Raw genomic sequence first — 24,474 nt, forward strand, 5'->3', positions numbered from 1 at the left:
GTGTGCAGCAGCGCGTACCGGCGCGGCTCGCCGCCGAGGCCCCCGTCGGGCCGCCCCGTCAGCACCGCGATGACCTCCTCGCCCTCGCGCCACTTCTCGAGCGCGAACGTGCCCTCGTCCCAGATCCGCACCTCGCCGCCGCCGTACTCGCCCGCCGGGATCGTGCCCTCGAAGGTGGCGTACTCGAGCGGATGGTCCTCGGTCTGCACGGCGAGCCGGTTCGGATCGCCCTCGAGCGGCGGCCCCTTCGGCACCGCCCAGCTCACGAGCACCCCGTCGTGCTCGAGGCGGAAGTCGTAGTGCAGCCGCCGCGCGTGGTGCTCCTGGATCACGAAGGAGTCGCCCGACGAGGACGCTCCGGCGCCCGGCTCGGGGACGGGCTCGGGCGTCTTCGCGGCGTCGCGCATGCTGCGGTAGGCGGCGAGGCGGTCGGCGGAGGCGTCGGTCGCCGCGAACCCGGCGAGCCGCTCCGGAGTCGGCTCGAGGCCCGCCTCGCGCGCGGCGAGCAGCGGGCGCAGCAGGTCGCCGCTCTCGCGCAGGCGCTCCACGACCTCCTCCGGGGCGAGATGGCGCAGTCCCTCGGCCCCGATCTCCTCCCAGGTGCGCGGCGCCGCGGCGAACGGGCGCAGCCGGCCCCGGAGGGAGTAGGGCGCGATCGTGGTCTTCGCCGCGTTGTTCTGGCTCCAGTCGACCAGGACCTTGCCCTCGCGCAGGGACTTCTTCATGTCCGACACGACGAGATCGCGGTGGTCGGCCTCGAGCGCCTTCGCGAGCTCGTGCGCCACCGCCGAGATCTGATCGCTCGAGGCGGAGGCGTCGAGCGGGCAGTAGAGGTGGAGCCCCTTGCTGCCGCTCGTCACGGGGTAGGGCTCGAGCCCCATGCCCTCGAGAAGGTCGCGGGCGAGGAACGCGACCTCGGCGCACTCGCCGAGCCCCGCACCCTCGCCCGGGTCGAGGTCGAGCACGAGGCGGTCGGGCGGGCGGCGCTCGCCGCCCGATCCCACCCGCCACTGCGGCACGTGCAATTCGAGCGCGGCCTGCTGAGCGAGCCAGGTGAGACCGGCGACGTCGTCGACGAGCGGGTACTCGACGTCGCGGGAGCTGTGCGCGAGGCGGGTGCGACTCAGCCAGTAGGGGGCGGAGGAGGGGAGGGTCTTCTCGAAGAAGACCTCGCCCGGCTGCTCCGCCGTGCCCACTCCGTCGACCCACCGCTTGCGGGTGACGGGTCGGCGGGCCAGGTGCGGCAGCAGGGCGTCGGCGACCGACGCGTAGTACGCGAGGACGTCGGCCTTGGTGTACCCCGCCTCGGGGTACACGAGCTTGTCGAGGTTGGTCAGCTTCAGCCGCCGCCCGCCGACCGAGACGAGCTGCTGCGCGGATGCCATCCCCTCATGGTGGAGCCCCGCGCGCCCCGGGGGAACCCCGCCCCGCGCCGCCGAGGGAACCCCGCTCCGTCGAGGGAACCCGGAGCGGCGGGTTCCCTCGACCGTTCGGGGTTCCCTCGGCGTCGGCGAGTAGCGTCGAGCCATCACTTCGAAGGAGACCCCGTGCTCACCGACATCCCCCTGACCACCATCGACGGAGCCGCGTCGACCCTCGCCGACTACGCTCCGGTGAAGCTCATCGTGAACGTGGCCTCGCGCTGCGGACTCGCTCCTCAGTACGAGAAGCTCGAGGAGCTGCAGAAGACCTACGGCGACCGCGGATTCACGGTGCTCGGCTTCCCGAGCAACCAGTTCCTGCAGGAGCTGAGCGACGAGGACAAGATCAAGGAGTACTGCTCGACGACGTGGGGCGTGACGTTCCCGATGTTCGAGAAGGTGAAGGTGAACGGCAGGTCCGCGCACCCGCTCTACGCGGAGCTCACCCAGACCGAGGACGAGGCCGGCAAGGCCGGCAAGGTGAAGTGGAACTTCGAGAAGTTCCTGGTCACGGCCGACGGCACCGTGCACCGCTTCCGCCCGACGGTCGAGCCGGACGACCCGCGGATCGTCTCCCTGATCGAGGCGTCGCTGCCCGCTCAGTAGCGGGAGAAAGGGGGCATCGGCTGTCAGCCGCGCCGTCCTCTTCCCACTGTCCTCGCTCGGGAGTCAGCTCGCCCGCAGGCCCGCCTCGACGCGCGCCTCGGTCGGCTCGACGCCCTCGGGGCACACGATGTCGGTCACCTCGAACGGCGTGCGGCGCGTGATCGGGATCATCTCGATCCCGTCGACGTGACGCAGCAGCACGAGTCCACCGTCGCCTGCGCGGAGGCTGCGGCGCACCTGGCGCAGGAAGATGCCGGCCATGTCGAGCTCGACCACGAACTCGCGTCCGTTGACGGTGATCCGCGAGCCGATGACCGGCTGCGAGGAGGTCGTGACGGAGTCGGGCAGCCGTCGCACGTCGGCCGCGGCCCTGCGGGCGAACGGTGCGGGGGTGACCGGTCCGGAAGCGGTCAGGGTGCTGAGTCCGGTCGCTCGCGCGGTGTCGGTCATCGTCGTCTCCGTCCGTGACGCGCGCGGTGAGTCTCGACCGGCGCTGTCAGTTCAGGCTATGATCCGGCCCCTGATCGGGGGATGGGCTTGACTCCCGGGCACCGGCGATGCAGTCCTCTCAGCCGCGCGACTCCTCCGGTTCGGGAGTGACGGCGAGCTCGCCGTGCATGCTCGCGGCGCTAAGCATCTGCTCGATCCACGCGCGGTTGAGCCTCTGCGCGTGAGTCTCGCGGAAGCGGAAGTGCAGCGGCACCGCGGGGTGCAGCCAGACGGAGCTGCGGCCGTGGCCGGTGGAGGCGTCCTCGGCCCACGACAGGGAGAACGCCTCGTTGCGCCGCAGCTTCGAGAGCACGGCGACCTTCAGGTGGGCGAGGACGCGCTCCTCGAACTCGATCTCGAGATTCTGCGGTCCGTAGATGAGAGTGGCCACGGGCCCCCTTCGTGTCAGCGGGCGGCCCGGCGCGGACGGCTCCGCTGGGAAGGTATCCGCTGCTCCCGCTCGAGCGGGAATCGGCCCGGAGACACGCCGTACCCCCATTGACACCCCGTGCGGGGTGGGGCACTCAGCCCGCGTCCCATCCGGTCTGCGGGGTCGCGCACGTGCCGCGGAACACGTACTGCGAGGGCGCCTTCCGCTGGTGCGAGGACCAGTCGATCGCCGGCCGCCGCTGCTCGGGCGGCAGGTAGCCGAGCCGGTAGACCGCCATCAGCTCGAGGTCGTCCGGCACCGCCAGGAGCGACTCGATGCGCGCCCAGGCGCCGGGCACCTCCATGGGGAACGAGACGAACTGGATCCCCATCCCGAGCTCCACGGTGCTCAGCCAGACGTTCTCCATCGCCGCGCCCATGCTGAAGACGGAGTAGAAGGAGGAGAGCTCGCCCGGCCGGTACTCGGAGCGGTCGAGCATCACGCCGAGCAGGAGCGGCGACCCGGCGACGAGCCTGCGGTTCTCCTCGCCGAGAGTCTGCGGCACCCGCAGCGAGTTCATCAGGAGCTGCCCGCGCTTGGTGAACACCTGCTTGGTGAAGGGGCGCAGCGGAGCGGGGAGCTTGTCGAAGAGCATCCCGTCGCGGCGCTCCTCCATCTCCTCCCGGCTGAAGCGGAAGTACGGCTTGTAGCGCTCGAAGAAGGTGCCGTTCGACATGGCCGTGGTCATGCTCGAGCCGCTGATCTCGGCGATCCGCTCGATCGTGTCCCGCTCCTCGACGAGCACGAACCGCCACGGCTGGCTGTTCAGCTGCGAGGGGGCGCGACCCGCGACCTCCATGAGGAGTCGCTGATGCTCCTCGGAGACGGGATCGGGCAGGAAGGGTCCGTTGGTGGTCTTGCGGCGACGCACCACATCGAGGAAGTCCATGCCCTCATCCTGCCCATCCGCCCCGGGAGGGGGCAGGGGGCTGGACCGGGTACGATTTCCGAGCCCGCGCCTCGGCGGGCCGACAGGAGCGGTGCCCGATGAAGAACTCGCGAGTGGTCTTCTACCTCATCGGAGGGGTCCTCATCCTCGGCTCCGGCATCTCGTCGGCCATGCAGGGCGACGTCTCCGTCCCCGACATCATCACGATCGTGTGCGGACTGGCGATCCTGGCGCTCGCCGCGTGGGAGTACTTCCGCACCCAGAAGCGCGAGTCGGGGTCGGACGACCCGAAGGCCGGACCGCCGCGCTGAGCCCGCGCCGACCGTCAGCGCGGCGAGAGCGCTGAGCGCCGCCGTCGCGAGAGCGCGAGCCCGGCGACGACGAACGGAGCCGCGGCCAGCGCGATCGCCGGGTGCCGGCGTCCACGGGTCCCCGCGAACGGGATGATCGCGAGCGGCAGCGCCGCCGGGGCGAGCGCGGCGGCGGCCCTCGGATCCGAGCGCAGCAGCGCGACGAACGCCGCGGCCGTCAGCGACGAGGTCGCGATGTACAGCGCGTGGTGGATCCAGTGCCAGCGACCGGTCCGCACGGCACCGGTCGCCACGGCGGTGCCGAGCGCGCAGTTGGCCGCGTAGCTCGCGGCGGCGGCGCGCACCAGAGCGCGACCGGCGCTCACTCCGAGAGGCCCCGGGCCAGCAGCAGCCGGTACGGAGCCGCCCGCTCGACGCTCCAGCCCGCGGGCGCGACCGCGCGCAGCTCGGCGGCGGTGTAGCTGCGCCGCACCGACAGCGAGCCGTCGTAGTGCAGGAACGAGCCCGCGGCGAGCGGGCGCGTGGCGACGGAGTAGGCCGTGTAGGCCAGGCGCGAGCGCTCGATGTCGTTGTGGAGCGCGCGGGGGGCGAGGCGCTCGCTGTCCTCGAGGAGGGACGCGAGCGACTCCGGGGTCAGGTGGTGCAGCAGGTGGTTCGAGACCACGACGTCGAACTCGGCCCCCTCGTCGACCAGCTCCGAGCTGCTCGCCCGGCGGAACTCGACGCCCGGTGTCCCGGGACGTGCGGTCGCGAAGGCGTAGGCGCGCTCATCCGGATCGGCGGCCGTGATCGCGAGCCGCAGACCGTCCTCCCGCGCCCAGCCGGCGAGGGCGAGCGCGACGTCGCCGCCGCCCGAGCCGATGTCGAGCAGCCGAGTGGGCTCGTCGCGGTTCAGCAGGGCGCGCAGGCGCGAGCGGTAGAGCCCGCGCCAGCCCGAGACCAGGCGGTTCACGGCACCGAAGCGCGCGTAGGTGGCGTCGAGCAGCGTGCGATCGCAGTCCGGGTCGTCCATCAGCTCCCGGGCGTCGAGTTCGCGGTGCCGCAGGTCGGGAGCGAGGGGAGCCCTCACTCCCCGCCCCGCTTCGTCAGCAGGCCCATCTCGACGGTCAGGCCCGGACCGAAGGCCATCGCCCCGATCCGCTCGCCGTCGGCCGCCCCGCCGTGCAGCAGGCGGCGCAGGATGAACAGCACGGTGGCGCTCGACATGTTGCCGTACGTGCGCAGCACCTCGCGCGACGGGTGCATCTGCTCGTCGTCGAGCTCGAGCGCGGTCTGCACGCGGTCGAGGATGCTGCGGCCCCCCGGGTGGACGGCCCAGCGCTGGACGCCGCCCGCGCCCGCCTCGCCGAGCAGCGGGGCCAGCGCCCCGGTGATGTTCTGGCCGATGATCGCCGGCACGTAGGTGCTGAGGCGCATCGTGAAGCCGTGGTCGCCGATGGTCCAGGCCATCTCGTTCTCGCCCTCGGGGGTGAGGGTCGTGTCGAGCGCGTCGATCTCGAGGACCGCGGCACCCGGCTCCGGGGCGCGCGCGGTGACGACGGCCGCCGCTCCTCCGTCGGCGAAGACCGAGGTGGCGACGATCTGCTCGGGATCGTTCGAGGAGGTCAGGTGGATCGTGCAGATCTCGACGGCGACGACGAGGACCACCGCGTCGGGGTCCGCCTCGCAGAAAGCCTTCGCGGCACGGAGCCCGGGGAAGGCGCCGTAGCAGCCCATGAAGCCGAGGTGGAAGCGCTGGGTCGACGGCGAGAGGCCGAGCGCGCGGACCAGCTGGTAGTCGGGGCCGGGCGCGTAGAACCCGGTGCACGACACGGTGACGACGTGGGTGACGTCCTCGGCGGTCAGCGACGCCGCCTCGAGAGCGCGGCGGGCGGAGTCGGCGAACAGCTCGGGAGCGCGCGCCGCGTACAGGGCGTTGCGCTCGGCGGTGCCCGGGTTCAGGACGGCGTTCGAGCGGGCGTCGTAGAAGGCGCTCGCGCCCTCCCGCACCTCGCGGTCGAGCTCGTCGACGACTGTGTGCCGGGTGTCGATCGCCGAGGCGTCGAACGCGGCGCCGAGGATCCTCGAGCCGAGCCGGCTGACGCCCTCCTGCGACGCGAAGAGATCGCGCACGTCGGACTGGCGGAGGACCGTCGCGGGGACGGCCGTCTCGATGCTGCGGATGTGCACGCTCACCCGCAGGAACCTATCCCAGGAACCTGCGGGTGAGCGCTGGTGAGCGGAATCAGAGGATCGGCTTCCCGCCGGTGACGGCGATCGTCGCTCCGCTCATGTAGCTGCCCTCGTCGGACGCGAGCAGGACGTACGCGTGCGCGACCTCGGCCGGCTGGCCGGGGCGGCCCAGCGGCACGTTCTCGCCGAAGGAGGCGACCGCCTCCGGGGGCATGGTCGACGGGATCAGCGGGGTCCAGATCGGACCGGGCGCGACCGCGTTGGCGCGGATGCCCTTCTCGCCGAGGGCCTGCGCGAACGAGCCGGTCATGCTCAGCATCGCCGACTTCGTGGCGGCGTAGGGGAGCAGCTGGTAGGACGGCTGGTCCGACTGCACCGAGCTCGTCGCGATGATCGACGCGCCGGGCTGCAGGTGCGGGATCGCCGCCTTGACCAGGTGGAAGTAGGCGCCGAGGTTGGTCTCGATCGTGCGGTCCCACTCCTCGTCCGGGATGTCGGTGATCTCCTCGTGGCTCATCTGGAAGGCCGCGTTGCTCACGAGCACCTCCAGGTGGCCGAGGGTCGAGACTGTGCTCGAGACGACCTCGCGGCAGTGGGCGGGATCGCGCAGGTCGCCGGGGAGCAGCAGGGCCTCCCGGCCGGCCTCGCGGACCCACTTCGCGGTGTCCTCGGCGTCCTCGTGCTCGTCCAGGTACGAGATCGCGACGTCGGCGCCCTCGCGGGCGAACGCGATGGCGACGGCCTTGCCGATGCCGCTGTCGGCTCCCGTGACGAGGGCGACCTTGCCGCTCAGACGGCCGGTGCCGCGGTAGCTCTGCTCGCCGTGGTCGGCCTTCGGGGTCAGCTCCGCCTCGGTGCCGGGCGGTGTCTGCTCAGGGGATTCCGGAGTCATGACTCTCCCTCTCGTGTCGGTGATGGGTCGTTCCATGGAAGCCGACACCGGTGGGGGAGCGCAGGGGGTTGACGCTCCTCCGGGGCCGCACGAGACGTCGTGTGCGCACGGATCGAAACGCTGCGGTTCCCCGTCAAGCCCGCGACACCGGGGCCCTGCAGGGCCTTGACTGTGCTCACCGCCGAACCCCGTCGGCGGTCCCCCAGGAGGTCGTCATGAGCATCCCCACCGACTCCGGTCGCGACAGCAGCGACCCGCGACGCGACGACACGACGGCCCACGCCGCCGGAGAGACGCGCCGTTTCGAGACCGCCCCCCAGAGCGGGAGCACCTCGAGCACCACCTCGTCGAGCACGTCCGACCGGTCCGACTCGTCGGGCGCCCCCGAGCACCGCGCGCCGGTCGCCCCCGACTCCGCCGAGGCGAAGCAAGCCAGGGCCGCCGCCCGCAAGGACATCCACGACCGCGAGCGCGAGCGCTTCGGCGGGCTGAAGATCGGCTGCGCCTTCTTCGGCTGGCTCGCCGCGACCGGCCTCGCGGTCATCCTGACCGCCCTGGTCACGGCGATCGGAGCGGCCGTCGTCGGCACGCAGGACGTCACCGCCGATCTCGCCGCCGACCCGGTCGCCTTCGGCTGGGTGGGCGCGATCGCGCTGCTGGTCATCCTCTTCGTCGCCTACTACTCCGGCGGCTACGTCGCGGGCCGCATGGCGCGCTTCAACGGCGCGAAGCAGGGCGTGGCCGTGTGGGCGTGGGCCGTCGTGGTCGCGATCCTCGTCGGCATCGCCTCGGCGATCACCGGAGGCACGCAGCTGCTCTCGGCGGTCAGCAGCTTCCCCCGCATCCCGCTCGACGGGAGCGACGCCACGATCGCCGCGGTCCTGACCGCGCTCGCCGCGCTCGTCGTCGCGCTGATCGCGGCCGTGCTCGGCGGACTCGCCGGCATGCGCTTCCACCGCCGCGTCGACCGCGAGGGACTGGCCGGCCTGGCCGTCTGACCCCTCTGCGCCGAGACGCCACCTGCACGGCCCTCCCCCCGGGTGCCGAGGCAGGTGGCGTCTCGCCTACGCTCGCCGGGTGACCTCCCGTGCCGCCGCTCTCGCCCTCGACCTGCAGGAGTGGGCGGCCCCCGCTCCGCTCGTCGGGCTCCGCGCCGAGTACCTCGCGTTCCTCGCCGAGCACGGTGACGGCGCGCTCGAGCGCTCGCTCGGGCCCGAGCACGTCACCGCGAGTTGCTTCGTGCTCTCGCCGGAACTGGATCGCGTGCTGCTCTGCTTCCACCGCAAGGGCCGCTTCTGGGTGCAGCTCGGCGGTCACATCGAGCCCGGTGACGCCTCCGTCGCCGACGCGGCTCTGCGCGAGGCGCGCGAGGAGAGCGGAGTCGCGTCGCTCACTCCGCTCGGATCGCTGCCGCTGGACCTCGACCGGCACGGTCTGGGCGGCGGCTTCGGCCGGTGCGCCCGGCACTGGGACATCGGCTACGGCGCGATCGCGGACCCGTCGGCTCCCGTCGCGGTGAGCGACGAGAGCGAGGACGTGGCCTGGTTCGCGGTCGACGCGCTTCCCGAGGCGGTGCCGCCCGGGTTCGCGGGGCGGCTCGCGGGTGCCGTGCGTGCCGCTCGCGCAGTGGCGCGTCCGTAACCGAGGTCGGATGGCGCCGGGCCTGCGCTGGAGCGGGCCCGAGCCGCGCTCACCCTCGGTTGCGCACCGGTCGCGCAGTGCCGTGCGGCACCATGGGGCGATGAGCACCGCGCAGCGCCCCGTCGTCGTCCTCGCGGGAGCGAGCGGCTTCCTCGGCACCGATCTCGCCCGCCGCTTCGAGCAGGAGGGCTGGAGCGTGCGCCGCATCGGCCGCTCGGGTCCGGACGGCCGCTGGGGCGATTCCGCGGGGCTCGTCCGCGCCGTCGACGGGGCGCGGCTGCTCGTGAACCTCGCGGGGAAGAGCGTGGACTGCCGCTACACGGCCGCGAACCGCGCCGAGATCCTCCGCTCGCGCGTCGAGACGACCGCCGAGCTGCACCGCGCGGTCGCGGCGGCCGCGACTCCGCCGCCCGTCTGGATGAACTCGAGCACCGCGACGATCTACCGGCACGAGGAGGAGCGCGCGAACACCGAGCGCGACGGCGTGATGGGCGAGGGCTTCTCGGTCGACGTGGCGACGGCCTGGGAGGCGGAGTTCTTCGGCGGGGACACTCCCGCCACCCGCCGGATCGCGCTGCGCATGGCGATCGTGCTCGGCGACGGCCCGGCGACGGGTATCCTGCTGCGCCTCGCGCGCCTGGGCCTCGGCGGTCCGCAGTACGACGGACCGTGGCCCTCGACGAGGGAGCGCCGCGAGGCCGGCGTGCACCACGAGTACCGGCCCACGCGCGGCCGTCAGCACTTCAGCTGGATCCACGTGGAGGACGTGTTCCGCTCGATCCTGTTCCTCGAGGAGTCCGCGCTCGAGGGCCCGGTGAACCTCGCGTCGCCGAACCCCAGCGACAACACGGAGCTGTCGCGCCTGCTGCGCGCCGCGGTGGGCCGCCGCCTCGGCCTGCCCGCCCCGCGCTTCGTCCTCGAGCCCGCGATGCTGCTGCTGCGCACCGAGCCCGAGCTGCTCCTGAAGAGCCGATGGGTCGTCCCGGGGCGTCTGGAGGACGCCGGCTTCGCCTTCGCCCACCCGGACCTCGCGGCGGCCCTCCGCGACGTCGCCTGAGGGCGGCGTTCCCGCGGTGAAGACGGCACCGGAGGACGATCCCTCCGGCGCCTCTTCGCGGCCGGAGGAAGAGCACTGCGACGAGGCGAAGCCGAGAACGCGTGCCGAGCGTTGTCGGCGAGCCGGACGGGCGACGCTCTCGAGAACGCGACCGTTTCGGAGAGCCGACTGCGCCGAGCCGCACAAGGGGCGGCTCGGAGTGAGCGCCGTGCGCGTGCCGAGCGTTGTCGGCGAGCCGTCCGCAGGACGCTCTGCGGAACGCAGCCGTCTCTACAAGCCGACTGCGCCACGCCGCACAGGGGGCGGCGTGGACGACATCGCGCCCCGCGACGCGCTACTGCGCGACGCGAAGCGCGATGTCGCGCCGGTACTGCCCGCCCTCGAGGTGGATCAGGTCGAGCGCCTGGTACGCCCGCGCCCGCGCCTCGGCGAAGTCCGCACCGCGTGCGACCACGTTGAGCACGCGCCCGCCGGTGGCGACGAAGCGCCCGTCCACCAGCTGCGTCGCGGCGTGCGCGATGGTCACACCGGGGACGGCCTCGGCCGCTTCGAGTCCGCTGATGCCGCGGCCGGTGACGGAGTTCTCGGGGTAGCCCTCGCTGGCCAGCACGACGGTGACGGCGACCTCCTCGGTGAAGGCGGGCCACGGCACGGAGGCGAGCGAGCCCGTGGACGCGGCGAGCAGCAGCGCCGAGAGAGGGGAGGCGAGGCGAGGCAGGACGACCTGCGTCTCGGGGTCGCCGAAGCGGGCGTTGAACTCGATCACGCGGATGCCGGCGTCGGTGACGATGAGGCCGCAGTAGAGGAGTCCGACGAAGGGGGTGCGCTCGCGCTCGAGCTGGCGGATGGTCGGGATGGCGACGGTGTCGATGACCTCGTCGACGAAGGCGCGCTCGCTCTGCCAGCGATCGGCGAGCCAGGGCAGGGGGGAGTAGGCGCCCATGCCGCCCGTGTTGGGGCCCTCGTCGCCGTCCGCGAGACGCTTGTAGTCCTGGGCGGGCGAGAGCGGGACGACGTCGTGGCCGTCGGAGAGGAGGAAGAGCGAGACCTCCTGGCCGGCGAGGAACTCCTCGATGAGGACGTCGCCCGACTGCAGCCAGAACTCGGCGTGCGCGACGGCGGCGCTGCGCGACTCCGTCACCAGGACGCCCTTGCCGGCGGCGAGGCCGTCGGCCTTGACGACGTAGGGGGCGCCGAACTCGTCGATGACGCGCGTCGCGTCGACGAGGGTCGAGACGCGGGTGGCGCGGCCGGTGGGCACGCGGGCCATGTCCATGACGCGCTTCGCGAAGGTCTTCGAGCCCTCGAGCGCGGCGGCGGCCCTGTCGGGGCCGAAGGTGGGGATGCGGCGCTGGCGCAGGGCGTCGGCGACTCCGGCGACCAGGGGCGCCTCGGGACCGATGACGACGAGCTCGATGCCCTGCTCGACGGCGAAGTCGGTGACCAGGCGCGGGCTGTTGGTGTCGAAGTGGATGACCTCGACGTCGCGGGCGATGCCCGCGTTGCCGGGCGCGGCGATGATCTCGTGCTGCTCCTCCTCTGCGAGGAGAGCCGTGATGATGGCGTGCTCACGGGCACCCGAACCGAGGACGAGGATCTTCACCTGAACAGGATAGGCCCGGGGCCTCCTGGGGCGGACTTCCGCCGTCACGCCCCCGCACGGCCCGTTCGAGCCGGTTCCGCGGACCCGTCGCGGGACGCCGCTCCGCTCCGGGTTCTCCGGTGCGTCGCGGACCGGACCGTCGTCCCGCGGGAGGGGCCGCACGCCGCGGGCACGGCAGGATGGGACTCATGGCCAAGGGGAAGATCGACGAAGCGTCCGGTCAGGCGGCGGTGCGCGCGGCGCTCGCCGGGACGACGGACCGCACCACCACCGCGACCGCCGTGCGGTTCCTCCTGCAGATCATCGAGACGCGGGTGCCGGGCCGCAGCGTCGAGGTGCGCGTGCCCCCCTTCGGCGCCGCGCAGTGCGTCGAGGGCCCGGGCCACACCCGCGGCACGCCGCCGAACGTGATCGAGATGGACGCCGCCACCTGGCTCGCCCTGGCGACCGGCGGCCTCCCGTGGACCGACGGCCTCGCGAGCGGGCGGATCCACGCGTCCGGTGTCCGCGCGGACCTCACGCCGTTCCTCCCCCTCCTCCGCGTCGGCTGACCGCGCGTCTCCGCGATCCCTCCGCGTCGGCTGGGAGAACCCCGGCAGTCGTCGGATTAACTTCTCGTAAACGAGGCCGCCGAAGCCCGGACAGGCGTTTGACCTGGGGCCCACCCTCGGCTTGGCTGGGAAAGTTCCCCTCATGCGGCCGGAGTCCTCTCCGAATCACCGCTCGACGCTTGGAGATCTCGACCAGATGCGAAGCAACACCCCCGGCCGTCGACGCGGCCTGATCAGAACTCTCTCGGCGACCGCGGTCGGCGCCGTCGCCGGTGCCGCGCTGCTCGGCGCCGCCCCCGCGATGGCCGCCGAGGCGAAGGTCATCGACATCTACACGATGAACGACTTCCACGGCCGCCTCGAGGCGTCCGCCGGCAGCTCGGTCGACAACAGCTTCCCCGGAGCCGCCTCGCTGGCCTCGGCCTTCGCGACGCTCAAGGCCGAGAACCCCGAGAACTCGATCCTCGTCTCCGCCGGCGACAACATCGGCGCCTCGACCTTCACGTCCTTCGTGCAGCAGGACACGCCGACCATCGATGCGCTGGGCCTCATGGGCGTGAGCGTCTCGGCGATCGGCAACCACGAGTTCGACCAGGGCCGCGCCGACCTCGACGACCGCGTCATCCCGCGCGCCGAGTTCGACTACATCTCGTCGAACGTGCTCGAGAAGGGCACGAGCGAGCACGCCTACGCCTCGTCCTCCGTCGAGGACTTCGACGGTGTGACGGTCGGCTTCATCGGCGCGACCACCGCGAGCCTCCCCTCCCTGGTGACGCCCTCCGGCATCGCGACCCTCGACATCGCTCCGATCGTCGACTCGGTCAACGCCGAGGCGGCCCGCCTGCAGGACGGCATCGACGACTCCGCCGACGCCGCAGTGCCCGCCGAGTCCAAGAACCTCGAGGCGGACGTCCTCGTCGCGGTCATCCACGAGGGCGCCGAGAGCGCCTCCGCGAACCTCGCCGACGCGAACACGCTCTTCGGCGGGATCGTCGACGGCATCGGCGGCGGGATGGACGCGATCGTCTCCGCCCACACGCACCAGGCCTACGCCTCCGAGGTCACGGTCGACGGCAACACGCTCCCCGTCGTCCAGGCGGGCCAGTACGGCAACCGACTCGGTCACATCGAGCTCACCGTGGACCCGGAGACCAAGGAGGTGACGTCGAGCGCGCAGAACCTCGTCGACACCCTGACTCCCGTCCAGGTCACGAACCCGACCACCGGAGTCGTCTCGACCGTCTACCAGCCGGCCTATGCGGCCGACTCCACCCCCGAGGGCGTGGCAGTCGCGGCGCTCGTCGCCGACGCTGTCGCGGTCGCCGAGGTCGAGGGCGCCGTGCCGGTCGGCGAGATCACCGCCGACGTCCGCCGCGGCTCCCAGTCGGACGGCTCCGAGAACCGCGGTGCCGAGTCGACCATGGGCAACCTCGTCGCCGACGCCCAGCTCTGGGCCACGCAGGAGGACCTCGGCACGCAGATCGCGTTCATGAACCCCGGCGGAGTGCGCGCCGACCTGCTCTTCGCCGCGAGCGGCGCGGGCGACGAGGACGGCAAGGTCTCCTACAAGGAGGCGGCCGCCGTCCAGAACTTCGCGAACACCCTCGTCACCGAGACGCTCACGGGTGCTCAGATCAAGACGGTCCTCGAGCAGCAGTGGCAGCCGGCGACCTCCAGCCGTCCGGAGCTGCACCTCGGCATCTCGGCGGACCTCTCGTACACCTACGACCCGACCGCCGAGGTCGGTTCGCACGTGACCGGCGTCTTCTTCCAGGGCGAGCCCGTCGCGGACGACGAGACGTTCAAGATCGTGACGAACTCGTTCCTCGCTTCCGGCGGCGACAACTTCACCGAGCTCGCCAACGGCGCGGACAAGGCCGACTCCGGCCGCGTCGACCTCACGGCCTTCACCGACTACATCGCCGCGTTCTCGCCGGTCACCCCGGACCCCGCGTCGCGCTCGATCGGCATCGTCGACACCAGCGCTGAGGGAGCGGAGACGCTCACCTACGACCTGTCCTCGCTCGACGTCAACAACTCGGCGGTCCGCGACGACGAGGTGCAGGTGCTCCTGGACGGCGCGCAGGTCTCCTCGGCTCCGATCGACCACACGGTCGTCGACACCGCCGACGAGCAGGGCCGGGCCTCGGTGAGCGTCGACATCAGCGGCCTCGCCACCGGTGACCACGAGCTCGAGTTCCGCCTCCCCGTCACGGGAGTGTCGGTCGTCTCGACCCTCACCGTCACCGGAGCCCCGGAGGCGACGCCGACCCCGGCGCCGACCCCCGTCGAGACCGTGATCCCGACGACCCCCGCCACCACCGCTCCGGTGGCCGGCGGCTCGACCGGAAGCGGCACGCACCAGCTCGCAGCGACCGGGTTCGACACCACCCCGGCGCTGCTCGCCGGTGCCGTCGCACTCCTGCTCGGAGCGGCGATGAGCGTGGCGCACCTGCGCCGCCGCACCGTCTCGAAGTAGCGGACAGCACGAAGGGCCCCCGACGAGTCGTCGGGGGCCCTTCGTCGTTCCTCCGCTCGGGAACGACGGAACGCCGCCTCCCTCGCGGGACGGCGGCGTTCGGGTGCGTGCTGGAGCCGGAGGCTCAGTAGCGGGTCGGGACCTGGCGGTACCCGTCGCGACGCGTCACGAGAACGGTGGCGACGGCGCCCCAGGCGGAGACGGCGGCGAGGAGGACGGCGACGGCGATGCTCATGAGTGTTCTGCCTTTCGTTGCGGCGGAACCTGATCCATCCGCCGGGATGCTGTGTACAACGTCCACTCTGGCCACTCCTGTTCCTTAGGACAATCGATGAGTTCTTGCCCTGACGTGTAGCGTTGCTTCATGGACGTGCGGCGGTTGGAACTGCTCAGAGAGCTCTCGATGCGACGCTCGATCACCGCGGTGGCGGAGGCGACGCACCGCACTCCCTCCGCCGTCTCGCAGCAGCTGAAGGTGCTCGAGCGCGAGGCCGGCGTGCCGCTGATCGAGCGCTCGGGACGCGGCGTCGTCCTGACCGGGGCGGGCCGCGAGCTCGCCCGGAGCGCGACCGAGATCGCCATCGCCCTCGAGCGCGCAGACGCCGTGTGGCAGACCTTCAAGAACAACCCGATCGGCGAGGTGACGATAGCCACGTTCCCCACGGCCGGGCAGATGCTGCTCCCGGAGGCGCTCGTGGCGCTGCGGAGCGTGGAGGGCCTCGTCGTGCAGTGCGAGGACGTCGATCCCGGCACCGACGAGTTCGCCGACCTCACCGCCGACTTCGACATCGTCCTCGGCCACTCGCCGACGGGTCGCAGCGCCTGGGCCGGGCGCGGTCTGGCGATGGCCGAGCTGATGGTGGAGCCGCTCGACATCGCCCTGCCGGTGGGGCACCGGCTCGCCGACCGGGCCACGGTCACGGCGGCCGACCTGGTCGGGGAGACGTGGATCGGAGTGCCCGACGGCTTCCCGTTCGAGCGGGTCATGCAGGAGATCGAGACCGCGTCGGGCGAGGCCGTCCGCGTCGAGCAGCGCTTCGCGTCCACCCGCGTGACGGAGGCGTTCGTCGCAGCCGGACTCGGCATCGCGGTGCTGCCGCGCTACACGGCGGGCGGCGTCGGGGTCGTGGTGAAGCCGCTCCGCGGGGTCAGCTCGGTGCGGCACATCGTGGCGCTGATGCGGCCGGACCGGGCCGAACGGCTGTCGGTCCGGACCGTGGTGCGCGAGCTGCGTGCGCAGGCGGGGCGGATCGTCCACTCGCTGTGAGGGGCGCCTTCGGCGAGTGGGCGCGGAGCGGGGCCTGGAGAGAGGGCAGGGCCCGGTCCGGGGCAACTCGCTGAGGCGGGCGCGGGCGAGTGGACGCGAACCGGGCTCAGGATCGCAGCCGGACCCCTGTCCGTGCCCACTCGCGAGCGCGGGGTGCTGTCGCCCGGCTCCACGCTCGCCCCGGGTCGCTCCCCACGGCCCGCTCCGAGCCGCGTTCGGGGGAGAATGGAGGCATGACCGATCCGCTCGACACCCCGCAGCACTCCGACGACGTCGAGGTGACCCGCGAGGAGGTCGACGTCCGTCGATCGCCGCGCATCTGGCGCATCCTGGCGCTCGGCGCCGGTCTCGGAGCGATCGTCGCGTTCGTGCTGACCTTCGCGCTGCCCGAGACGCAGGGCTTCTCGCAGGGTCAGGTCTTCGGCTTCAGCCTGCTGCTGTTCGTCACGCTCTTCGGAGCCCTCGCGGGGCTCGTCGTCGTCGTCCTCGACCGCGTCGTCGGTCGGCGCGTGGTCCGCGCCACGGCCGAGCGCACGGTCGCGCGCGAGACGCCGGCCGAGGCGCCGGAAGCGGACGGCGGCACCCCGGAGGACCCGGGCGCCGCCGTCCGCTGAACGGTCAGCGGCCCTTGCGCGCGGTCCTGCGCGCGGCGTTCTGCATCGTGCGCTTCGCCTTCTGCGACTTCGTCAGCTTGCGCGCGATGAACATCAGCAGGTAGGGGATCAGGCGGTAGATCACGGGAGGCTCCTCGTCTGCGCGCCCGGGTGGCGCGCGGATTCGAGTCTGGACGCCCGAGCACCGCGCGGGCACCCGGTTGCGGACGCTCGGAGGCTGTGCTGGTCGCGAGCGCGCCGAGCGGACAGGCCGACCCGGCGCTCCGAGCCGGGCTCGACTCCGCGCCCTGTCAGCTGAGCTGCGTGCGCTCCACCCAGTCCAGGTACTCCGGAGTCACGGTGCCCGTGATGTACTCGCCCGTGAAGCAGCTGGTCTCGAGGTCGGTGACGTCGGATCCCTCGAGGATCGCCGCCTTCATGTCGGCGACCTCCTGGTAGATCAGGTAGTCGGCGCCGATGGCGTCCGCGATCTCGGGGATCCGCCGGTTGTGGGCGACGAGCTCCTGACGCGAGGGCATGTTGATGCCGTAGACGTGCGGGTAGCGCACGGGCGGCGCGGCGGAGGCGAACGTGACGGTGTTCGCTCCGGCCGTGCGGGCCATGTCGACGATCTCCTTCGACGTCGTGCCGCGCACGATCGAGTCGTCGACGATCAGCACGTTCTTGCCCTTGAACTCGCTCGACATCGCGTTGAGCTTCTGGCGCACCGACTTCTTGCGCACCGCCTGGCCCGGCATGATGAACGTCCGGCCGACGTAGCGGTTCTTGTAGAAGCCCTCGCGGTACTCGATGCCGAGCTTCTGCGCGACCTGCATCGCGGCGGGGCGGGACGAGTCCGGAATGGGCATGACGACGTCGATCGCTCCGCCCGGCGTGTACGCGGCGATGGTGTCGGCGAGGCGGTCGCCCAGGCGCAGTCGCGCCTCGTAGACCGAGATGCCCGACATGACGGAGTCGGGGCGCGCGAGGTAGACGTACTCGAACGAGCAGGGGATGAGGCGCGGGTCCTTCGCGCACTGGCGGCTCGCCATGGTGCCGTCGGGGGTGATGAAGACCGCCTCGCCCGGAGCGACGTCGCGCACGATCTCGAAGCCCTGGGCCTCGAGCACCAGCGACTCGGAGGCGACGACCCAGTCGTCGGTCGCGCCGACGTTGGAGCGGCGGCCGACGATGAGCGGGCGGATGCCGAAGGGATCGCGGAACGCGAGCAGTCCGACTCCGGCGATCAGCGCGATGGTGGCGTAGGAGCCCTCGACGCGCTCGTGCACGCGGGCGACGGCGTCGAACACCTCGTCGGCATCGAGGTCGCGGCCCGACATCGACGCCTGCAGCTCGTTCGCGAGGACGTTCACCAGCAGTTCGGTGTCGGACGTGGTGTTGAGGTGGCGGCGGTCGACGCGGAAGAGCTCCTCGGTGAGCTCGCGCGTGTTCGTCAGGTTGCCGTTGTGGACGAGGATGATGCCGTACGGCGCGTTCACGTAGAACGGCTGCGCCTCCTCCTCGCGCTCCGCATTGCCCTTGGTGGCGTAGCGGACGTGCCCGAGGCCCATGGTCCCGAGCAGCGAGCGCATGTCGCGGGTGCGGAACGCCTCGCGGACCTGGCCCGCGGCCTTCTTGATGTGGAGGGTGCTGCCGTCGGCCGTCGCGATGCCGGTCGAATCCTGACCGCGGTGCTGCAGGAGCGACAGGCTGTCGTAGATGGACTGGTTGACGGGTCCCGAGGAGACGATTCCTACGATTCCGCACATGCCGGATGGGCTCCCAATCGGGTAGCAGGGGGGGATGACGGTCCATCCTGACATGCGGCGACCGCATCCCCTAATGGTTCGCCGTGGGCGGATCGGCCGGAGCGCGGCGGTGCCCGGGCGCGGAGTCGGGCGGATCCGCCGAGGCCGTCGCCGGTGCGCAGAAGCCTCTTCGCGGGCTCTCGGCGGGGCGGGCCAGTCGGTAGGGTCGTTGCGTGAGTGATGAGACGAGCAGCTACGCCCGCGCCGGAGTCGACACCGCGGCCGGTGATCTCGCGGTCGAGCTGATGAAGTCGGCCGTGTCGGCGACGCACGACCGGCACGTGCTCGGCGGGGTCGGCGGCTTCGCCGGACTCTACGACGTGTCGTTCCTCAAGGACTTCCGCGCGCCGCTGCTCGCGACCTCGACCGACGGAGTGGGCACCAAGGTCGCGCTCGCGCAGGCGATCGACAAGCACGACACGATCGGCCAGGACCTCGTCGGCATGGTCGTCGACGACATCGTCGTGGTCGGCGCCCGTCCCCTCTTCATGACCGACTACATCGCCTGCGGCAAGGTCGTCCCCGCGCGCATCGCCGACATCGTCGCCGGCATCGCGCGCGCCTGCTCCGCCACCGGCACCGCGCTCGTCGGCGGCGAGACCGCCGAGCACCCGGGCCTGCTCGGACCCGACGACTACGACGTGGCCGGAGCGGCGACCGGAGTCGTCGAGGCGGACGAGGTGCGCGGAGCCGACCGCGTGCGCGACGGCGACGTCGTGATCGCGATGGCCTCCTCCGGCCTGCACTCCAACGGCTACTCGCTCGTGCGCCACATCCTCGCCGAGTGCGGCATCGGCTTCACCGACCACTCGGCCGAGCTCGGCGGAGTGGTGGGCGAGGTCCTGCTCGAGCCGACCCGCCTCTACACCCGGCCGCTGCTCGACGTGCTCGAGCACGGGACGCTCGGCTCGGCCGTCCACTCGATCAGCCATGTCACCGGAGGCGGCATCGCCGCGAACCTCGCGCGCGTGCTCCCGCGAGGCTCCTGGGTCGAGGTCGAGCGCTCCTCCTGGAGCCCGTCGGACGTGTTCCGTGCGCTCGCCGGGATGTCGGGCGCGACGCTCGAGAGCACCGAGGGCACCTGGAACCTCGGCATCGGGATGTTCGCGGTGGTGGACGCGGAGGCCGCTCCGTCGGTCGTCGCCTCGCTCGAGGCGTCCGGGGTGCCGTCGTGGATCGCCGGGCGCGTGTCGATGAGCGGCCGGTCGTTCGAGGGCTTCGAGCAGGGCGCCAAGGGAGTCGACGGCGGCGCGGTGCGCCTGGTCGGCGCGTACGCGGGCTGACGCCGCGGCTCCGGGGGCGACCTCCTGCTGATACGCCCGCTGCGCGGGCTGCTCGATCAGCAGGACGCGCGGTGCTCAGGCCGGGCGGTGGTGCCGGGCGCGGGAGTGCTCGCGCTCCCAGGCGTGCTCGTGCCGGGTCAGCAGCCACGAGCCCCACGCGCACAGCGCGAAGGCCGCGGCGGTCGCCAGCAGCGCCGCGATCCAGGTCGGGGCGTCGCGGCTGACCAGCAGGTTCGCCGCCGCGATCAGGACGCCGAGCGCGGATCCCGAGCTCGTGCCCGCGATGAAGGCGGCGTCCCTGCGGCTGACGGCGCGGATCGTGACCATGCCGGCGATCGCCCCGGCCCCGCCCGCCAGACCGATGCCCGCACCGGAGAGCACGCCCATCAGCATCCCGAAGCTCACGAGCCCCGACGGATCGAGCGGTCCGGACGCGAGCGCGGCCGGCAGGTAGAGCACCAGGGCGACGGCGGCGCCGACAGCGCCTCCGACGAGGACCGCGCCCAGCAGCAGGGCGGTGGTGACGTAGCTGAGCCGTGCGACAGGGTGCACGGATCCTTCGGGTTCGAACATCGCGGCTCCATCGACGCGAACGCGCGGACCGTTCCGCGCGCCGTCCTCGGACCCTACGCCCGCCGGGGCCGCCGCGGTGAGGGCTTGCGGCGGCGGCGGGTCAGCGCGTGAGGATCCACGCGAGGAGGTAGCTGCGCGAATTCGCGCTGTCGATCTCCGCGTCCGTCAGCTGCGCCGCCCTCGACAGGGCCGCCTCCGGATCGCTGGTCGCCTGCAGCATCACGACGTAATCGGCGAGCGGCGAGCCCGGCGCCCCGGCGACGAGCTCGTCCACGCGGTCGGGGCCCGGGAGGAACGCGGTTGCCGGTGGGAGGGGGAGCAGCTCGATCCCCAGGATCGCCGACGGGGTGGCGTCGAAGAAGGTGGCGTAGTCGCGCTTGCCGCCCCAGTTGATCGCGAGGAAGGGAGCGTCGAAGCCCGGCGGCGTCGTCGGGCTCAGCCAGAGGTCGGCGGCGGCCTCGGTCTCCAGGCTCAGCATCCAGCGCGCCTGCTCGAGCAGGGCCTCGTTCCCGGACGCCGAGGCCCAGAGCGCGAGCCCGTTCCACGCGTTGACGGCCTCGGACACCGACTCCTGGTTGTTGCCGTCGCGGGCGGGGGCGAGGCCGGACGCCCAGGAGTGGCCGCGGTAGGCGTCGAACACGCGCAGGCGCGGGAACTCCGCGGTGTCGACGGGGGAGGCCAGATCGAGCGCGAGCAGGTCGGCGACGGTGCGGTAGCGCTCGACGAGCGAGGGGTCCTCCTCCGCCAGCATGCCCAGCGCCGAGAGGAAGTACCCGTAGTGGAAGTGGTGGTCGTTGAACTCCTCCGATCCGAACGAGGGGGCGGAGCCGACCATCCCGCCCAGGACGGGGTCGTAGACGAAGCACTTCACGGCGCCGGCGGTGCAGCCGTCCGGGTCCAGCCACAGGTCGAGCTCGGCGAGGAGCTGCTCGCGGAGGGCGGCGGCGGTCTCGTCCAGACCGAGGTCGGCGGCGAGCCGGTGGAGGGTCGCCGCCCGGTAGAGCTCCTTGCCGGCGCCGTAGGTGTCGGGAGCGGCGAAGCGAACGGCGGCGGCGTCGAGCGGCACCTGCCGGCGGAGAGCGGCGCGCTCGTCGTCGGTGAGGCGCGTGAGATCGAGGGCCCCCGACTCCGCGATCGCCGCAGTGCTGCGCGAGAAGGTCGTGCCGGACTCGAGCCCGACGCGTCCGTAGAGCGTGTCGTACCCCGGATCGCCTTGCGAGCCGAGCCCGAAGAACGTCGATGCTCCGCCCTCCGTCCGCAGCGTGTAGGTCGTCGTCGTGCGGCCCCCCGCGGTCGAGTGCGCGACGGTCGCGCCCTCGAGCGCGACGGCCCCCCTGCGCAGCGCGTCGATCTGCATCCGGCTCGCCCCCTCCGGCACGGCGAAGACGACGAGGCGCCCCTCGAGCCTCATCCGCGGGAACGCGTCGAGGGCCGAGGCGGGCGCCACCAGGGCGTACCGCTGCCCGCCCGCCGAGACGAGCAGCAGCCCGTCGGCCGCTCTCTCCGGCTCCGTGGCGCCCTCGACGATCACGTCCTGCGGCTGCTGCGCGCGATAGGAGGCGTACGGCCAGCCCTCGGCGGCGACGAGCTCTCCGGCGCCGGCGAAGCTCCAGGTCGAGACGAGGTCGTCGAGCGCGGTGAGCTCGACGGCCGACGACGGCACCGTCACCGTGAGGTCGTCGCGCGCGAGTCCGAAGAGGGCCCGCGGCGTCGCGTCGACCCGGGGCAGCCCCACCGAGAAGCCGTCGGAGCGCGGAGTGACCGAGAGGATCCCCGTGTAGAGCGGGAGGCCGACTCCGAAGACCGGCCCCGACACCCACGAGTTCGTCGGAGGGGGGACGTCCTCGGCGAGCCGCGGGGACCCCGCGTACGGCCCGGCGACCCGGGGCAGGCGCCGGGCCTGCGCGGAGGCCTCGACGGCCCAGTCCGGGGCGGGGTACACGGGCGGCGTGCAGCCGGCGAGCAGGAGCAGCGCGAGGGCGGAGGCTGCCCCCGCGCCGCGCCTCACCGGGCGAACCCGCCGGGGGTGACGAGGTCTCCGAGCCGGGCGACGAGCCAGCCGCCGAAGCTCTCGTCGTCCTGCAGCCGGAGCTCCGCCCGGACCGGCGCGCCGACCACGTTGTAGTCCTGCGTGGTGATCTCGTCGGTGCGGGCGCGCACGACGGTCGTCGCCCGCCCGTTGCGGTACTGCTCGACCTCGATGTCGTAGATCTCGGCGTCGACGGTGGTGCCGTCGGGCATCGCGACGGCGACGGTGCCGCCGACGGGGATGCGCGAGTAGTCGCGCGCACCGAGCGAGAACTCGCTCTCGAGGTGGATGGAGTCGGCGATCGCGACGACGGCGAGGATCTCGTCCTCCTCGACGAACGCCCCGATCTCGGTGTCGACTTGCTTCACGACACCGTCGAGGGCGGCGGTGAAGACCATCAGCCCCCCTGGCTCGATCGTGTAGCCGACATCGGCGCTGGTGAAGTCCTTCGTCTGCATGTCGGACTCGAGGATCGCGCTCTGCAGGCTGAAGAGCACGTCGCCCTTCTGCACGGAGTCGCCGCGCGAGATCGTGAGGTCCTGGATCGTGCCGGCGAACGGCGTCCCCAGGGAGTAGTCCTCGGTCACCAGCTGGGCGCTCGCCGCCCTGACGGTCAGCGACGAGATGTTGGCGTAGACGAGGCCCGCGGCGGCGATCCCCACGGCGACGACGCAGGAGAGGACGAAGCCGAGCCAGCGCAGCGGCTTCATGCCGCACCCGCTGCGAGCGTGCGGCGTCCGGCGACGAGGACGGTGCCGGCGAGCTCCGCCCTCGCCGCCCGCTTGAGGGCGATGTGCTCCCGCGCCGCGATCACGGCGAAGGCGCCGAGGGTGAGCGTGTTCAGGATGTTCCAGACGAGCGCCACCGAGTACTCGGCCGTCCACTCCGCCTTGAGGAAGCCGACGACGGTCGTCGCCGACAGGAAGACCAGGAACACCATCTGCACCTTGATGAAGTCGAACGGGGAGGCCGCCTGACCCGTCGCTCCGGTCGAGGTCCAGCTGGGCTTGCGGCCGGCCAGGGCGAGGAAGAACGCCTTGGTGTACATCGGGAAGGTGACGGTCGACAGCAGCAGCGTCTCCCACCGGAAGGATCCGATGATGAAGAGCGCGAGTCCGATCTGCAGCACGTAGAAGCCGCAGTAGAAGAGGATCCACTGCAGCAGAGGCACCTCGAGGCTCACGGGCGTGATGTTCAGGTAGATCTGCATCGGGGGCAGCACGATCAGGCCCAGCGGCACGATGCCGGTGAAGTAGAAGGTCACCGTCATGAAGTACTGCATGCGCTGATCGGTCGTCAGACGGCGCCGGGGCGAGAACGGGTTGTGCCGGAGGAAGATCTCGAAGCCGCCGACCGCCCAGCGGACCTGCTGCCGCACGAAGGCCTCGATGGTCTCGGGAGTGCGCCCGACCGCCAGGGTCATCGGCACGAAGATCGAGCGCCAGCCGCGCTCGTGCACGAAGATCGACGTCCAGATGTCCTCGGACTGCGAGCCCTCGAACATGCCGCCGATGTCGTCCAGCGCCGTCCGGCGGAAGACGGCGTTGGTGCCGACGCAGAACGCGGAGTTGTACTTGTTCTTGCCGGGCTGCGTCAGCGCGTAGAAGACGATCTGCATGTACGCGGATCCCCGCGAGATGAAGTTGTGCGCGTTGCCGTAGACCTGCGGGGCCTGCACGAACGCGACGTCGTCGTGCAGGAAGAACGGCAGCGTCTCCTCGAGGAATTCGGGGACCACGACGAAGTCGGCGTCGATCATCACGGCGAAGTCCGCGGTCGAGAGCCGCAGGGCGTGGTTCACGTTGCCGGCCTTCGCGCCGGAGCGGTCCTCGCGCACCACGTAGCGGATGCCCAGGCGCTCGGCGATCTCGGCGACCCGGGGGTCGTCCCCGTCGTCGAGCAGCCAGGTCCCGTGGGTGCCGTGCATGTCCCGCGCCGCCCGGGCGGTGCCCTCGATGATCACCGGATCCTCGTTGTAGGTGGTGATGAGGACGTCGACCGTGATGCGGCGGCGGCCGAGGTACAGGTCGTCGCCGATCGGGATCCCGTCGACGGGGCTCCCGAAGAGCGTCGCCCGGGCCGCGTGGAACGTCGCATCCCGCGGGTCGTACGTGCTCGAGAGCGCCGTCCACATGGTGAGGGCGGCCTGGCCGATGAGGTACAGCTCGCAGATGATCACGATGGCGAAGGGGAGCGGATCGCCGATGTTGCGCGGGTTGAGCAGGAAGCCGCCGTAGAGCAGCGCGCCCAGTCCGGCGAGCAGCACGATCGAGATGAGCGACGGCGACTGCAGCCGCGCCCGGCTCGTGACGGTGCGGGGGCTGGCCACGCGCGCCTGCTTGATCTGCAGACGCGTGAGGGCGGGGGGCCGGGTCTCGGG

At 72.2% G+C, this 24,474-nt stretch carries 24 protein-coding genes; 10 read left to right on the forward strand and 14 right to left on the reverse strand.

Translation table 11 applies throughout. The features are described from left to right. On the reverse strand, window positions 1-1,385 hold a 1,385-nt coding region (ligD, locus tag NB037_RS12685; protein WP_251946282.1), incomplete at its 3' end, for a non-homologous end-joining DNA ligase. Window positions 1,386-1,547: 162 nt separating this feature from the next. Here ligD and NB037_RS12690 point away from each other — a divergent pair. Continuing rightward, on the forward strand, window positions 1,548-2,027 hold the full coding sequence (locus NB037_RS12690) for a glutathione peroxidase (protein ID WP_251946283.1): 480 nt from the start codon (window positions 1,548-1,550) through the stop codon (window positions 2,025-2,027). A gap of 63 nt (window positions 2,028-2,090) precedes the next feature. Here the strand turns inward: NB037_RS12690 and NB037_RS12695 are convergent, their stop codons facing one another. The 3 genes from NB037_RS12695 to NB037_RS12705 all read right to left on the reverse strand — a co-directional run bounded on the left by NB037_RS12695 (window position 2,091) and on the right by NB037_RS12705 (window position 3,835). After that, the gene (locus NB037_RS12695) at window positions 2,091-2,477 is read right to left on the reverse strand and encodes a hypothetical protein (RefSeq protein ID WP_251946284.1); all 387 of its coding nucleotides are present in this window, start codon (window positions 2,475-2,477) and stop codon (window positions 2,091-2,093) included. Between the two features lie 118 nt (window positions 2,478-2,595). Next, entirely contained in the window at window positions 2,596-2,907 is a 312-nt protein-coding gene (locus NB037_RS12700; RefSeq protein ID WP_251946285.1) for a DUF7882 family protein, read from the reverse strand. A gap of 133 nt (window positions 2,908-3,040) precedes the next feature. Next, entirely contained in the window at window positions 3,041-3,835 is a 795-nt protein-coding gene (locus NB037_RS12705) for a nitroreductase family protein (RefSeq protein ID WP_251946287.1), read from the reverse strand. 98 nt (window positions 3,836-3,933) lie between these two features. Here NB037_RS12705 and NB037_RS12710 point away from each other — a divergent pair, with 98 nt between their 5' ends. Next, window positions 3,934-4,146: a hypothetical protein gene (locus NB037_RS12710; protein ID WP_251946289.1), complete on the forward strand. Its 213-nt coding sequence runs from the start codon at window positions 3,934-3,936 to the stop codon at window positions 4,144-4,146. Window positions 4,147-4,160: 14 nt separating this feature from the next. Here NB037_RS12710 and NB037_RS12715 read toward each other — a convergent pair whose 3' ends face one another. From NB037_RS12715 to NB037_RS12730, 4 genes are read right to left on the reverse strand one after another with little or no spacing between them, the layout of a single operon-like run. After that, a complete protein-coding gene (locus NB037_RS12715) occupies window positions 4,161-4,511 on the reverse strand; it encodes a hypothetical protein (RefSeq protein ID WP_251946291.1) in 351 nt (116 codons plus the stop codon). Then, entirely contained in the window at window positions 4,508-5,215 is a 708-nt protein-coding gene (locus tag NB037_RS12720; RefSeq protein ID WP_251946293.1) for a class I SAM-dependent methyltransferase, read from the reverse strand. The genes NB037_RS12715 and NB037_RS12720 overlap by 4 nt, the downstream gene beginning before the upstream one ends. Beyond that, a complete protein-coding gene (locus NB037_RS12725; RefSeq protein WP_251946295.1) occupies window positions 5,212-6,321 on the reverse strand; it encodes a type III polyketide synthase in 1,110 nt (369 codons plus the stop codon). Before NB037_RS12725 ends, NB037_RS12720 begins: the two co-directional genes overlap by 4 nt. 49 nt (window positions 6,322-6,370) lie before the next feature. Further along, a complete protein-coding gene (locus NB037_RS12730) occupies window positions 6,371-7,210 on the reverse strand; it encodes an SDR family oxidoreductase (RefSeq protein WP_251946297.1) in 840 nt (279 codons plus the stop codon). A 215-nt stretch (window positions 7,211-7,425) separates the two neighbouring features. Between NB037_RS12730 and NB037_RS12735 the strand changes: the two genes are divergently transcribed. From NB037_RS12735 to NB037_RS12745, 3 genes are all read left to right on the forward strand, one after another. Continuing rightward, the gene (locus tag NB037_RS12735; RefSeq protein ID WP_251946299.1) at window positions 7,426-8,208 is read left to right on the forward strand and encodes a hypothetical protein; all 783 of its coding nucleotides are present in this window, start codon (window positions 7,426-7,428) and stop codon (window positions 8,206-8,208) included. Between the two features lie 79 nt (window positions 8,209-8,287). Next, the gene (locus NB037_RS12740) at window positions 8,288-8,851 is read left to right on the forward strand and encodes an NUDIX hydrolase (protein WP_251946301.1); all 564 of its coding nucleotides are present in this window, start codon (window positions 8,288-8,290) and stop codon (window positions 8,849-8,851) included. 100 nt (window positions 8,852-8,951) lie between these two features. Continuing rightward, the gene (locus NB037_RS12745; protein WP_251946303.1) at window positions 8,952-9,908 is read left to right on the forward strand and encodes an epimerase; all 957 of its coding nucleotides are present in this window, start codon (window positions 8,952-8,954) and stop codon (window positions 9,906-9,908) included. A gap of 334 nt (window positions 9,909-10,242) precedes the next feature. Here the strand turns inward: NB037_RS12745 and purD are convergent, their stop codons facing one another. After that, window positions 10,243-11,511, reverse strand: coding sequence for a phosphoribosylamine--glycine ligase (purD, locus tag NB037_RS12750; protein WP_207406279.1), 1,269 nt, complete (start codon window positions 11,509-11,511; stop codon window positions 10,243-10,245). Window positions 11,512-11,699: 188 nt separating this feature from the next. On the opposite strand from purD, the gene NB037_RS12755 reads away from it, so the two are divergent. The 4 genes from NB037_RS12755 (at window position 11,700) to NB037_RS12770 (ending at window position 16,422) form a co-directional block, all read left to right on the forward strand. Then, complete coding sequence (locus NB037_RS12755; protein WP_251946305.1) at window positions 11,700-12,062, forward strand: sterol carrier family protein; 363 nt, start codon at window positions 11,700-11,702, stop codon at window positions 12,060-12,062. 196 nt (window positions 12,063-12,258) lie between these two features. Continuing rightward, complete coding sequence (locus NB037_RS12760; protein ID WP_251946307.1) at window positions 12,259-14,541, forward strand: bifunctional metallophosphatase/5'-nucleotidase; 2,283 nt, start codon at window positions 12,259-12,261, stop codon at window positions 14,539-14,541. Between the two features lie 364 nt (window positions 14,542-14,905). After that, entirely contained in the window at window positions 14,906-15,808 is a 903-nt protein-coding gene (locus tag NB037_RS12765) for a LysR family transcriptional regulator (protein ID WP_279308879.1), read from the forward strand. A gap of 233 nt (window positions 15,809-16,041) precedes the next feature. Further along, on the forward strand, window positions 16,042-16,422 hold the full coding sequence (locus NB037_RS12770; RefSeq protein ID WP_251946311.1) for a hypothetical protein: 381 nt from the start codon (window positions 16,042-16,044) through the stop codon (window positions 16,420-16,422). A 290-nt stretch (window positions 16,423-16,712) separates the two neighbouring features. Here the strand turns inward: NB037_RS12770 and purF are convergent, their stop codons facing one another. After that, a complete protein-coding gene (gene purF / locus NB037_RS12775; protein WP_251946313.1) occupies window positions 16,713-18,170 on the reverse strand; it encodes an amidophosphoribosyltransferase in 1,458 nt (485 codons plus the stop codon). A 212-nt stretch (window positions 18,171-18,382) separates the two neighbouring features. Here purF and purM point away from each other — a divergent pair, with 212 nt between their 5' ends. Beyond that, the gene (gene purM, locus NB037_RS12780; protein WP_251946315.1) at window positions 18,383-19,492 is read left to right on the forward strand and encodes a phosphoribosylformylglycinamidine cyclo-ligase; all 1,110 of its coding nucleotides are present in this window, start codon (window positions 18,383-18,385) and stop codon (window positions 19,490-19,492) included. Between the two features lie 75 nt (window positions 19,493-19,567). On the opposite strand, the gene NB037_RS12785 is transcribed toward purM, so the two are convergent. The 4 genes from NB037_RS12785 to NB037_RS12800 form a co-directional block, all read right to left on the reverse strand. Beyond that, window positions 19,568-20,065: a hypothetical protein gene (locus NB037_RS12785; protein WP_251946317.1), complete on the reverse strand. Its 498-nt coding sequence runs from the start codon at window positions 20,063-20,065 to the stop codon at window positions 19,568-19,570. A gap of 100 nt (window positions 20,066-20,165) precedes the next feature. Beyond that, window positions 20,166-22,073 carry a glycosyl hydrolase gene (locus NB037_RS12790; RefSeq protein ID WP_251946319.1) on the reverse strand — a complete coding sequence of 636 codons (1,908 nt, stop codon included), beginning with the start codon at window positions 22,071-22,073 and terminating at the stop codon, window positions 20,166-20,168. After that, the gene (locus NB037_RS12795) at window positions 22,070-22,804 is read right to left on the reverse strand and encodes a biotin/lipoyl attachment domain-containing protein (RefSeq protein WP_251946321.1); all 735 of its coding nucleotides are present in this window, start codon (window positions 22,802-22,804) and stop codon (window positions 22,070-22,072) included. Before NB037_RS12795 ends, NB037_RS12790 begins: the two co-directional genes overlap by 4 nt. Continuing rightward, window positions 22,801-24,474: glycosyltransferase family 2 protein (locus NB037_RS12800; protein ID WP_251946323.1), on the reverse strand; the 1,674-nt coding region annotated here is incomplete at its 5' end. The genes NB037_RS12795 and NB037_RS12800, both read right to left, overlap by 4 nt.

It is taken from the genome of Rathayibacter rubneri (assembly GCF_023743255.1).
Classification (GTDB): domain Bacteria; phylum Actinomycetota; class Actinomycetes; order Actinomycetales; family Microbacteriaceae; genus Rathayibacter; species Rathayibacter rubneri.